The 12,299-nt window shown below is 62.5% G+C and carries 10 protein-coding genes and 1 pseudogene; 8 read left to right on the top strand and 3 right to left on the bottom strand.

Translation table 11 applies throughout. The features are described from left to right. The first annotated feature begins 76 nt into the window (after positions 1 to 76). The 7 genes from AC04SH_RS29230 (at position 77) to AC04SH_RS29200 (ending at position 7,264) form a co-directional block, all read left to right on the top strand. Positions 77 to 880: a DeoR/GlpR family DNA-binding transcription regulator gene (locus AC04SH_RS29230; protein ID WP_488577607.1), complete on the top strand. Its 804-nt coding sequence runs from the start codon at positions 77 to 79 to the stop codon at positions 878 to 880. A gap of 49 nt (positions 881 to 929) precedes the next feature. Next, positions 930 to 1,925, top strand: coding sequence for a rhamnose ABC transporter substrate-binding protein (gene rhaS / locus AC04SH_RS29225; protein ID WP_477237397.1), 996 nt, complete (start codon positions 930 to 932; stop codon positions 1,923 to 1,925). Positions 1,926 to 2,039: 114 nt separating this feature from the next. Next, positions 2,040 to 3,590 (top strand): sugar ABC transporter ATP-binding protein, encoded by a 1,551-nt coding sequence (locus AC04SH_RS29220; protein WP_488577606.1) that lies wholly within the window; start codon positions 2,040 to 2,042, stop codon positions 3,588 to 3,590. After that, the gene (locus tag AC04SH_RS29215) at positions 3,587 to 4,564 is read left to right on the top strand and encodes an ABC transporter permease (RefSeq protein ID WP_488577605.1); all 978 of its coding nucleotides are present in this window, start codon (positions 3,587 to 3,589) and stop codon (positions 4,562 to 4,564) included. Before AC04SH_RS29220 ends, AC04SH_RS29215 begins: the two co-directional genes overlap by 4 nt. Beyond that, positions 4,561 to 5,556: an ABC transporter permease gene (locus tag AC04SH_RS29210; protein ID WP_488577604.1), complete on the top strand. Its 996-nt coding sequence runs from the start codon at positions 4,561 to 4,563 to the stop codon at positions 5,554 to 5,556. Before AC04SH_RS29215 ends, AC04SH_RS29210 begins: the two co-directional genes overlap by 4 nt. Continuing rightward, positions 5,556 to 5,873, top strand: coding sequence for an L-rhamnose mutarotase (gene rhaM, locus AC04SH_RS29205; RefSeq protein WP_488577603.1), 318 nt, complete (start codon positions 5,556 to 5,558; stop codon positions 5,871 to 5,873). The genes AC04SH_RS29210 and rhaM overlap by 1 nt, the downstream gene beginning before the upstream one ends. Beyond that, positions 5,870 to 7,264 (top strand): FGGY-family carbohydrate kinase, encoded by a 1,395-nt coding sequence (locus AC04SH_RS29200; protein WP_488577602.1) that lies wholly within the window; start codon positions 5,870 to 5,872, stop codon positions 7,262 to 7,264. The genes rhaM and AC04SH_RS29200 overlap by 4 nt, the downstream gene beginning before the upstream one ends. 419 nt (positions 7,265 to 7,683) lie before the next feature. On the opposite strand, the gene AC04SH_RS29195 is transcribed toward AC04SH_RS29200, so the two are convergent. From AC04SH_RS29195 to galE, 3 genes are all read right to left on the bottom strand, one after another. Continuing rightward, positions 7,684 to 9,510 carry an alanine racemase gene (locus tag AC04SH_RS29195; protein WP_488577601.1) on the bottom strand — a complete coding sequence of 609 codons (1,827 nt, stop codon included), beginning with the start codon at positions 9,508 to 9,510 and terminating at the stop codon, positions 7,684 to 7,686. Between the two features lie 2 nt (positions 9,511 to 9,512). Next, positions 9,513 to 10,763, bottom strand: coding sequence for a D-amino acid dehydrogenase (locus AC04SH_RS29190; protein ID WP_488577600.1), 1,251 nt, complete (start codon positions 10,761 to 10,763; stop codon positions 9,513 to 9,515). 118 nt (positions 10,764 to 10,881) lie between these two features. Continuing rightward, entirely contained in the window at positions 10,882 to 11,877 is a 996-nt protein-coding gene (gene galE / locus AC04SH_RS29185) for a UDP-glucose 4-epimerase GalE (protein ID WP_477237381.1), read from the bottom strand. A gap of 277 nt (positions 11,878 to 12,154) precedes the next feature. Here galE and AC04SH_RS29180 point away from each other — a divergent pair. Continuing rightward, positions 12,155 to 12,299, top strand: a pseudogene (locus tag AC04SH_RS29180) (5-aminolevulinate synthase); the annotation flags it as partial.

Genomic DNA, 12,299 nt, shown 5'->3' with positions numbered 1-12,299 from the left:
CACCATGAAATTATATGATCGGAAATGATTGACACTGGTTGTTTTCTAGTGCCTCATGACCCTGCAGGGAGGAACCATGCACGAAAAAGAGCGCCACAGGATCATTCTGTCCGCCGTCCAGGAAAAGCCTGTGGTGACGGTGCAGGAGATGGTCGACCTGACGGACTCGTCCGAGGCGACGATCCGGCGCGATATCGCAGCCCTTCACGTGCAAAAGCGCCTGCGCCGGGTGCGCGGCGGCGCCGAGGCAATCTCGCCTCCACAGTTCATCGGCCTCGCCGGCCGGCCCTTTTCCGTCAACGAAACGCTGAATGCGTCGCAGAAGCGGGCGATTGCGCGCGAAGCGGTGGAGCTCTGCACAGACGGCGAGCCGATCATCATCAATGGCGGCACCACCACCTTCCAGATGGTGCATTTCCTGACCGGACGCCGCATGCCGATCTTCACCAATTCGTTCCCGATCGCCGAGCATCTGCTCAAGCATTCGAAGAACACGGTGATGCTGTCGGGCGGCACGATCTACCGCGAGCAGAACATCATCCTGTCGCCCTTCGACAATGACGTGACGCGCAATTTCTATGCGCGCCGCATGTTCATGGGTGCGCAGGGGCTCGGCCCGCTCGGCCTGATGGAAGGCGACCCGCTTCTGATCCAGGCGGAGCAGAAACTGATCGACCAGGCCGACGAGCTGGTGGTGCTGGTCGATTCCTCGAAGTTCCGCCAGCGCTCCAGCCTGATCCTGTGCGGGCTCAAGCGCATCGCCACGGTCATCACCGATGACGGCATCGAGGATCGCGAAGCCAACATGCTGGAAGCCGCAGGTGTGACGCTGATCGTCGCCCGCAAGTCGGCAAAGGAAGAATCTTCGCTGCAGGCCTGAGACCAACCGCAGCGACGATGGGATGCAACGCTCAAAGGGAGGAAATACAATGAGCTTCTTGAAGAAATTGATGGTGACGGCGGCATTCTCGGCCGCCATGTTCGTGAACGCCGCCTATGCCGAAAACGTCAAGATCGCGCTGGTGGTGAAGTCGCTCGGCAACGGCTTCTTCGACGCCGCCAACAAGGGCGCCGAAGAGGCGGCCAAGGAACTCGGCGATGTCGACATCATCTACACCGGCCCGACCAAGGCGACCGCCGAAGCGCAGATCGAAGTGGTCAATTCGCTGATCGCGCAGAAGGTCAACGCCATCGCCATTTCCGCCAATGACGCCGACGCGCTGGTGCCGGTGCTGAAGAAGGCCATGGAGCGCGGCATCACCGTCATCTCGTGGGATTCGGGCGTCGCCAAGGAAGGCCGCCAGCTGCACCTCAACCCGTCCGACACCGGCCTGATCGGCGAGACCATCATCAAGCTCGCCGCCGACTATCTGCCGGAAGGCGGCGAGGTCGCCATCCTGTCGGCTTCGTCGACCGCGACCAACCAGAACGCCTGGATCGAAGCGGCCAAGAAGGTGCTGCCGGAGAAATTCCCCAAGATCAAACTCGTCGCCACCGTCTATGGCGATGACGATTCGGCCAAGAGCACCGACGAAGCCAAGGGCCTGCTGAAGTCCTATCCGAACCTCAAGGCGATCATCGCGCCGACCACCGTCGGCGTCGTCGCCGCCGCCCAGGTCGTCACCGACGCGAACCTGATCGGCAAGGTCAATGTCACCGGCCTGGCGCTGCCGTCGGAGTTCAAGAAGTTCATCGACAATGGTTCCAGCCAGGCGGTCGCGCTGTGGAACCCGATCGACCTCGGCTACTCCGCCGTCTACCTCGCCCATGACCTGGCGGTGAAGAAGGAAGAGGCCAAGCCCGGCGCGACACTGTCGATCGGCCGCGTCGGCAAGGTCACGCTCGACGATACGAACTCGGCTGCGATGGCTCCGCCCTTCCAGTTCGACAAGACCAACATCGAGAAGTTCTCCAAGATCTATTGATCCGGAGCGCCAGTACCCTCCCCCTTGTGGGGAGGGTCGGCGAGGCGGTCTTGCGAAGCAAAACCGGCGAGACGGGGTGGGGGTGGCGACATCTCCATATGCCAGGACCTTGATATGCTAGTAGACCCCGCTCACATCGTTCGCGACCCTCCCCACAAGGGGGAGGGTAAGATCACCCCGCGCCTGACGCTGTCCGGCGTCTCCAAAAGCTTTCCCGGTGTGCGCGCGCTGCACAATGTCAGCCTGTCGCTTTACCCCGGCCAAGTGACCGCGCTGATCGGCGAGAACGGCGCCGGCAAGTCGACGCTGGTCAAGATCATGACCGGCATCTACCAGCCCGACACCGGCACGATCAGCATTGACGGCCAGCCGGTGACCTTGCCCAGCGCACATGCCGCCTTCGGCCATGGCATCACCGCCATCCATCAGGAAACCGTGCTGTTCGACGATCTGAGCGTCGCCGAGAACATCTTTCTCGGTCATGCGCCGCGCACACGGCTAGGCACCATCGACTGGCGCACGATGCGCAAAAATGCGCGCGAAGTGCTCGATACCATGCATGCCGGCCATATCGACGCCGATGCGCGGCTGAAAGACCTCGGCATAGCCAACAAACATCTGGTCGCGGTGGCGCGCGCCATGTCGATCGACGCGCAGATCGTCATCATGGACGAACCAACCGCAGCCCTTTCGATGAAGGAGATCGAGGAGCTTTTTCTGCTGATCGAATTCCTCAAGGAGGATGGCAAGGCGATCCTGTTCATCAGCCACAAGTTCGACGAGATCTATCGCATCGCCGACCGCTACACGGTGTTCCGCGATGGCGAGATGGTCGGCGAAGGGCTGATCAAGGATGCCGGCCAGAGCCAGATCGTGCGCATGATGGTCGGCCGCTCCGTCGATCACATCTTTCCGCAGCGCAAGGCCGAGATCGGCGCGCCGGTGCTGTCGGTCTCCGGCCTGTCGCACCCGACCGAATTCAACGATATCGGCTTCGAGCTGCACAAGGGTGAGATCCTCGGCTTCTATGGCCTTGTCGGCGCCGGGCGCAGCGAGGTGATGCAAGCGATCTCAGGCATCACCAGCGTATCGGGCGGGACGATCACGCTGGAAGGCAAGGCGATCGCGCCAAGATCGGCGGCGGATTCGATCGAAGCCGGCATCGTCTACGTGCCGGAAGAACGCGGCAAGCAAGGCGTGGTGATCGGCCTGCCGATCTTCCAGAATGTCTCACTGCCTTCGCTCAAGCGCACTTCCAAATCCGGCCTGCTGCGGCTGGCGGAAGAATTTTCGCTCGCCCGCTCCTACACCGAGCGGCTGGACCTGCGCGCCTCCTCACTCAGCCAGGATGTCGGCACCCTGTCGGGCGGCAACCAGCAGAAGATCGTCATCGCCAAATGGCTGGCGACAGCGCCCAAGGTGATCATCCTGGACGAGCCGACCAAGGGCATCGATATCGGCTCCAAGGCCGCCGTGCACGGTTTCATGGCCGAGCTCGTTGCCCAAGGCCTGTCTGTGATCATGGTGTCGTCGGAACTGCCCGAAATCCTCGGCATGTCCGACCGCGTCGTCGTCATGCGCGAAGGCCTGGTTGCGGCGGTCTACGACAATAAGGGGCTGGACGCCGAAACGCTGGTCAGGACGGCAGCGGGGATCGCGGCATGAAGGCTCTCCTGAAATACCGCGAGATCTGGCTGGCGGCGGCCATCGTCGTTTTGATCGGCCTGATCTCGATACGCTTCCCGGCCTTTGCCGACCCCGGCAATCTCGGCCAGGTGTTCAACGACACCTCGATCCTGATGATCCTGGCGCTGGGACAGATGGTTGTCATCCTGACGCGGTCGATCGACCTGTCGATGGCCTCCAACCTGTGCTTCACCGGCATGGTGGTGGCGATGCTGAACGCAGCGCATCCGGCGATCCCGATCCCGCTGCTGATCGTCATTGCGCTCGCGGTCGGGCTGGTGCTCGGCGCCATCAATGGGCTGCTGGTCTGGCGGCTGAACATCCCGTCGATCGTGGTGACGCTGGGCACGCTCACCATCTATCGCGGCGCCACCTTCGTCCTGTCCGGCGGCGCCTGGGTCAATGCCGACAAGATGAGCCCCGATTTCATCGGCTTCCAGCGGGCGGCCTTTCTCGGCATTCCGGTTCTGTCGTGGATCGCCATCCTGGTCATCGCACTGTTCTTCATCCTGATGACGCGCACCGCGCTCGGCCGCTCGATCTACGCCATCGGCGTCAACCCGACGGCGTCGGTCTATGCCGGCATCGATGTCGGTCGCACCAAATTCATCGTCTTTTGCATCTCCGGAATGATCGGCGGCCTGTCAGGCTATCTCTGGATTTCGCGCTATGTCATCGCCTCGGTCGAGGTCGCCAATGGCTATGAGCTCAACATCATTGCCGCCTGCGTCATCGGCGGCATCTCGATTGCCGGAGGCATCGGCTCGGTCGGCGGCGCAGTGCTGGGCGCGCTGTTCCTCGGCATTATTTCCAACGCACTGCCGGTCATCAACATCTCGCCCTTCTGGCAGATGGCGATTTCGGGCGGCGCCATCATTCTGGCCGTCGTGCTCAACGCGCGCGGCGAACGCCAGCAGGGCCGCATCATCCTCAGAAAAGCGGAGGCGGCATGAGCGACGTTCCTGCTCCGCGCCACATCCCCGACCGGCTCGACAAGCCGCTCTCCTCGGCGATCTTTTCCTGGGAGGCGCTGCTGGTCGTGGTGGCGGTCGCCATCTTTGCCATCAACAGTTTCGCTTCGCCCTATTTCCTCGACGCCTATTCGCTGTCGGACCTGACCTTCAATTTCACCGAGAAGGGTCTGATCGCCTTCGCCATGGCGCTGCTGATCATTTCGGGCGAGATCGACCTGTCGGTCGCCGCTATCATCGCGCTCGCGTCGACCATGATGGGGATGGCGGTGCAGGCCGGCGCGGATACTCCCGTGCTGGTGGCGATCGGCATCGTCGTCGGGCTCGGCTGCGGCGCCTTCAACGGGCTCTTGGTGACAAGGCTCGGCCTACCCTCCATCGTCGTCACCATCGGCACGATGAGCCTGTTTCGCGGCATCGCCTTCATCATCCTCGGCGACCAGGCCTACAAGGGTTACCCCGAGCGCTTCGCGTTCTTCGGCCAGGGCTATGTTTGGTGGGTGGTGTCGTTCGAGCTGGTGCTGTTTCTCATAGCGGCCGTCGTCTACTGGTTCCTGCTGCATCGCACCAGTTTCGGCCGCCGCGTCTTCGCCATCGGCAACAATCCGGTTGCCGCACAGTTTTCCGGCGTGCGCGTCGGCCGTATCAAATTCATCCTGTTTTGCCTGACTGGGCTGATGGCGGGCATCGCCTCGGTGCTGATCACCTCGCGCCTCGGTTCGACGCGGCCGTCGATCGCGCAGGGGTATGAGCTCGAAGTCATCACCATGGTGGTGCTGGGCGGCGTCAGCATTCTGGGCGGCTCCGGCAGCATTTTAGGCGTCGTGCTCGCCGCCTTCATCATGGGTCTGGTGACCTTCGGCCTCGGCCTGCTCAACGTGCCTGGCATCGTCATGTCGATCTTCATCGGCCTGCTGCTGATTGTCGTCATCGCGCTGCCGATCGTCTGGCGGCGGCTGCGTGGTGTCAGCTGATGCCTGAGAAATACGCCTTCAAGATGCAGCTTAAGCCCGGCATGAAGGCCGAGTACAAGAAGCGCCACGACGAGATCTGGCCGCCACTAGTGGCGCTGCTGCAACAGGCCGGCGTTTCCGACTATTCGATCCATCTCGACGATGAGACCAACATCCTGTTCGGCGTACTGTGGCGGCGCGACGATCATGGCATGGCCGACCTGCCGAGCCATCCAGTGATGCAGCGCTGGTGGGCGCATATGGCCGACATCATGGAGACCAGACCCGACAACGAGCCGGTGGCCATACCGCTGGAAACAATGTTCCATATGGCATGAGCGCCCTTCGGCATATCGCCGTCATCGACATCGGCAAGACCAACGCCAAGGTGGCGCTGGTCGATCTCGTCACGCTGAGCGAGGTGGCTTTGCGCCGGATGGCCAATGCGCCGCTGCGGCAGCCGCCCTACCCGCATCACGACGTCGAAGGGCTGTGGACGTTCATCCTCAACAGCCTGGCCAGCCTCAACCGCGAGCAGCGCATCGACGCCATTTCGATCACCACCCATGGCGCAACAGGCGTGCTGGTCGACGCTTCGGGAGAACTGGTGCTGCCGGTGCTCGACTATGAATTCGATGCCCCCGACAGACTGGCGGCGGAGTATGACGCAATCCGTCCGCCGTTCACTGAAACCGGCACGCCGCGCCTGCCGCTCGGCCTCAATCTCGGCGCGCAATTCTTCTGGCAGCAGAAGCGTTTTCCCGCCGAATTCGCCAAGGCCGCCGCGATGCTGATGTATCCACAATATTGGGCGCTGCGGCTGACCGGCGTCGCCGCCAACGAGGTGACCTCGCTCGGCTGCCACACCGATCTGTGGGAACCGTGGACAGCCGATTTTTCGTCGATCGTCGACAGCCTGAAATGGCGCAGCCTGATGGCCCCGGTGCGGCCGGCCAGGGATCGGCTCGGCCCGATCCTGCCTTCGCTTGCCGCACGAACCGGGCTTGGTCCGCAGACACCAGTGTTCTGCGGCCTGCACGATTCCAACGCCTCGCTGCTGCCGCATCTCCTGTCCGACGCGCCGCCCTTTTCCGTCGTCTCGACCGGCACCTGGGTGGTGTCGATGGCCGTCGGCGGCAAAGAGATTGCACTCGATGCGGCGCGCGATACGCTGGTCAATGTCAGTGCACTTGGTGCTCCCGTACCCTCGGCGAGGTTCATGGGTGGTCGTGAGTTTTCCCTGCTGACCAAGGACAAACCGCAGGATTGCAGCGGCAGCGATGTGCTGGCCGCTCTGACAAGAAAAATGCTGCTTTTGCCCTCGACACAGCAGGGATCAGGGCCATTTCCGGACCATGCCGCGGCATGGCTCAATGCCGAAGGCATCAGCAAGGGCGAGCGCTTCGCCGCCATCTCGTTCTATCTGGCGCTGATGACGGCGACCTGCCTCGAGCTGATCGGCGCCGATGGCCCGACCACCGTGGAAGGACCCTTTGCCCGCAACCGCCTCTTTGTCGGCATGCTCGCCGCAGCGACCGCGCGCACCGTCATCGCCTCCGAGGCGGCCACCGGCACCAGCATCGGCGCGGCACTGCTGGCATCCGAGGAGAAGCCGGCGCACGGCAAGGGCGAGCGAATAGACCCGCAGACCGACCCGATCTGGGCGGCCTATGTCAGCGCCTGGCGCAAGGCGGTCGCATCAAAGCATGATCAATGGAAAAAGGTATGAGGAATACAAAATCACAAAATTACTGACGGAGAGATAGCTCATAATCGAAAAATTAAATTTTCTGGAAACTAGCCAAAATAAATAAACGACAAGCACGACAGCCATGTATATAATCATTGGCAACGCCAGAATATCAAATAGAGATTTACTAGATTGCGATAAGATATCTATTCCATAGTTCGTGGATAGATACGAATCGCACTCTGCTCCACGATCTCCGTAGGGTATACCAATTCCGATATTATAATCACAATTATTGACTTTAACTAGAAGGCAGGAAATAAGCCCCGACAAAAATGCAGTTGCCGCGACCAGGATGAAATAAGATCTATTTACTTTCCAAGTCTGCGCCATCCAGACACCCAAGCAATGCCAAATTCTCTGAAGTGAAGCTACGGTCCGATCGCACGTCAATACAGCTAGAGAATCCGCTTGCCGAAGGCCGACATGACGAAGTTGACCACGTCGGTGCCGATCCTGGACTCCAGACCAGCAGTCAGGCCCGAGACATCCATCGACAGCAAGCCGCCGGAGAGCGAGATCGCCTCCATCGCCTGATGCGTTTCGCGCACCGTCAACCCGCCAGAGCCCGCGGCCCACCCGGCGAATTCGGTGGCCGTTGGCGAATAGCTGACGTGAAAGCCTTGCGTGCCTGACGTCGCGATGCGGATCGCCTCATGCATCAGGTCGCGCATGCCCATGGCGTCGATGTCGGTCATGGTGAAGGCGGAAACGCGCGAATCCTTCAGCACCCGCGCTTCCGCCGGATCGGCATGGCGCAGGCCGATGATGACGACATTTTCCGGCGACAACTGCGGTTGCAGTGCGCCGACCTTGTGGTCGAGACCGAGTGTACGCGCCAGCACAGAGGTTTCCGGCAGATCTCTGCCCTCTTCATCCTCAGGCATCAAGGCGGCGATGGAATCGATCCAGATCAGGCCGAAGGAATGCGTCGCGCGCGCCGTTGCGGTCATTGCCTTGTGGGCGATGCGGCGGTCGGCGCCGGCAGCGAGCCGGATCAACCCTGAGGGTGGCCGTTCGATGTCGGCCAGTTCCACCACGTCGAAATTCATCGCCTCCAGCCGCGCGCCGGTTCCTTCGCGGGCGAGGATGCCGGCGGCTGCCTGTTCGGCCGAGATCGACACCATCTTGCGGCCGGAAAAGTCGGCGACGTCGTGCATCGGCGCCTTCTCGACATATTCCGAAGTCATCGCCAAGAGCATGGCGCCATAGTTCATGCGGAAGGCGACACGGTCGCCGACGGCAGGCCGTGGATCGGCGTCCTGCACATCGAGCAGCAGGTGATCACTGGAAGCGCCGAGCACCCTCACGCCCTTGGCGATCGGCGTCAGCCCTTCGACCAGCACGTCCTCGCGGCCGATATTTGCGATGGCGCGCAGCCGGTCGCCTTCGTCGGGAAAGACCGGCTGGTTGCCGAAAGCGTCGTAACCGGATTCGCCTATCGGCCGCGACGGCTTGAGCTTGACCTCGATGATGTCGCTGGTCAGCCGGCAGGCATCGGGTTCGAGTTCCGGCCATGGCACATCGCGGAAGGTTTCGATGCCGCCTTGCAGGATCGCCTCGCCCACCCGGAGATTGTTGATGCCGGCCGGCAGCTTGCCTTCGAGCAGCAGCGTCAGCGATGACGAGGCGCCACCGGAAATGAAGTCGAGGCTTTTGCCGGACAGGCGCTCGGTCTTGTAGGCATGGGCGACAAGCTGGCCGAGATTTTCCGGCGTCGGCATGATCGCGCCGAAACAGCCGAGATTGGTGCCGATGCCGGCGATGCGTACGCCTTTGAACGCCAAGATCTGCTCTACGGTGGGGATGAGATCGCTCGGCCAGATGCCTTCGCGGAGATCGCCGAGATCGATCATCAGCATGATGTCGTGGACGCGGCCCATGCGCTCGGCGATGCGCGATATCTCGCGGATCGTGGTCAGCTCCGACTGCAGGCTGATGTCGACGGTGCGCACCACCTCCTCGACGCGCGCCATTGGCGGGCTGCGCAAAAGCATGATCGGCGCGCTGACGCCGTTGTCTCGCAGCCGGCGGATGTTTTCGAAACGCGATTCGGCGATGCCCGAAACACCACCGCGCAGCATGGCGCGCGCCACTTGCGGCATGCCGCAGGTGCCCTTGGTGACGCCGAAGACCTTGATGCCCGACAGCGCACAGCGTTCGACGATGGTGCGCGCATTGCGCTCGATACGGCCAAGGTCGATGGCGACTTGCGGTCCCGACATACCTAGCCTCCGTAGACCAGACCTTGCGGGTCGATCTCCGGCTTGCGGCCGGCGACGAGGTCAGCCAGGAATTTGCCGGAGCCGCAAGCCATGGTCCAGCCGACATGGCCATGGCCGGTGTCGAGATAGAGGTTTTTGTAACGCGCCTGGCCGATGACCGGTACTGAGTTCGGCATCATCGGTCGCAAGCCTGCCCAGAGTTCGGCCTTCTTCTCGTCGAAGGCGCCGGGGAACAGATCCTTGCCGGTCCGGAACATGGCGGCGAAGTCGCTTGGACGATGGGTGCGATCGAAGCCGGTGAATTCGGCGGTTGAAGCCAGCCGCAAGCGGTTGCCCAGCCTGGAATAGGCGATCAGCTGGTCCTCGTCGGCCCCGCCCATTGTCGGACCCTTGCTCTGGTCCTCCAGCGGTATGGTCGCGGTGTATCCTTTCACTGGATAGACCGGCAGGTCGATGCCGTAACGGCGGCCGAGCAGGCCGCTCTCCGGCCCCATGGAGATGACCACGGCATCACCAGTGACCGGACCGGCCGAGGTCATTACCGCGCGCACGCGGTCGCCTTCGATATCGAGGCCCTCGACCGTCGTGCCATAGAGGAATTTTACGCCGAGCTTTTCGGCGGCATAGGCGGCGAGCTTTTCCACGAACTGCCGGGAATCGCCGGTCTGGTCGATCGGCGAATAGACACCGCCGGCGATCTTTTCCTTCACGCCGGCGAGGCCCGGCTCCAGTTCGATCAGCCGGTCGCGGCCGACGATCTCGATTGGCAGGCCGTGTTCGGCGAGATAGCGATAATTGTCGGTGCCGGTGTCGAGGCTGTGCTGCGAGCGGAAGAAATAGAGGATGCCCTTCTTGCGCTCGTCATAATGGATGCCGGTGTCGGCCGAAATGGCGTTGATGCGGTCGCGCGAATAGAGCGCCAGCCGCAATTTGACTCGGCTGTTGGCGCGCAGCCGCGCCACCGTGCATTGGCGCAGGAAGCGCAGGCTCCATGCGAGGAAGTAGGGATCGAAGCGCAGCCTGACCTTGATGCCGAGATCATGATTCCACAGCGCGCGCAGAAAAGTCTTCAGCGCCGCCGGCGAGGCCCAGGCGGTGGCGTCGCCGGGCGATACCAGGCCGGCATTGGACTGGCTGGTGCCGCGCGCCGGCGCCGGATGGCGCTCGACCACGGTGACCTCGTGGCCATCGGCGGCCAGGTAGTAGGCCGCCGCCGTACCGACAACGCCGGCGCCGAGCACCGTTATCCTCATGCCACCCCCCAAAAGCTCTTCGCGGCGCAGTGCCTCCACGCTTTGCTTGCGAATGCCTTCAATAGCGCTTCGCCGCGCGCCTTGCGAGCCCTTTGGGGGGCGTTGGGAGCCTCTCGGCTCAGCCCCGGGCTGAGTTCTTGCCGGTCAGGATACGCTCCCAGGCGAGCGCGTCGGCAACGATCTGGTCGAGATCGTCGCGTTGTGGGGTCCAGCCGAGTTCGGCGCGGGCGAGATCGGAATTGGCGACCACCGCAGCGGCGTCGCCCGGGCGGCGGTCGCCCATCTTGACCTCGAAATCGCGGCCGAAGGCGCGGCGCACGCTGTCGATGACCTCAAGCACCGAATAGCCATGGCTGTAGCCGCAATTGGCGACGAGGCTGTCGCCGCCTGCGCGCAGCCGCTCCAGCGCCAGGCGATGCGCCGCGGCCAGGTCACTGACATGGATGTAGTCACGCATGCAGGTGCCGTCCGGGGTCGGATAGTCGGTGCCGAACACCTGCATGAAGGGGCGCTTGCCGAGCGCGGTCTCGCAGGCGACCTTGATCAGATGGGTGGCGCCCGGGGTCGACTGGCCGGTGCGGCCTCTGGGATCGGCGCCGGCGACGTTGAAATAGCGCAACGCCGTGTAGCGCAAGGGATGGGCAAGCGCCGCATCGCGCAGCATCCATTCGCTCATCAGCTTGGACAGGCCGTAGGGCGATTCCGGCGCCAGGCGGGCATCCTCGCGCACCGGCTCGAGGCCTGCGCCGCCATAGACGGCGGCGGTCGAGGAGAAGATGAAATGCGGCACCCCCTCGCGCACCGCGGTTTCGATCAGCGTGCGGGTCTTCGAGGTGTTGTTCTCGTAATAGGCGAGCGGATCGGCAACCGATTCCGGCACCACGATCGAACCGGCGAAATGGATGATCGCGTCGACCTTGTTCTCCCGGATGATCTGGCCGACCAGTTCCTTATCGGCAACATCGCCGACAACCAGCTTGGCTTCCGGCGCCACCGCCCATTCGAAGCCGGTGGAAAGCCGGTCGAGAACGACGACGCTCTCGCCGGCATCCAGCAGTTCCCAGACCATGTGGCTGCCGATGTAGCCGGCGCCGCCTGTCACCAAAACCGTCATTCCGTATCCTCGCTATTCAAGATTTATCGGAAACTGTCCCAAATGCCGCCTTACTGGAAAGACCATCGCAGGGCTATACAAGACCGGTATGTTAAGTCCGTAACAGTCTCAGCGGCCCAAGGCATCGTAGTGAAACAAAGTTGATGCACATCAAGGGAATAAGGCACGATCCCGGGTCGTTAGGAACAGTGGCGGGGCGTGGCATTTTGACCAAACAGGCCCGGTGGACGGCGAATGGGCCAATGATTATGATCCCGCGCAAAACTGGGAAGGCGACATGAACTATCAGCGGTTCTTCGAGGAAGCGATCGACCAGCTCCATGCCGAGCGGCGCTACCGCGTCTTCGCCGATCTCGAGCGCATCGTCGGCAAGTTTCCGCGCGCCATCTGGCGTTCTAATGGCCGCGCCGAGGAAATCACCG

Source organism: Mesorhizobium sp. CNPSo 4688 (genome assembly GCF_057784295.1).
This window is presented reverse-complemented; position numbering and strand designations above follow the sequence as displayed.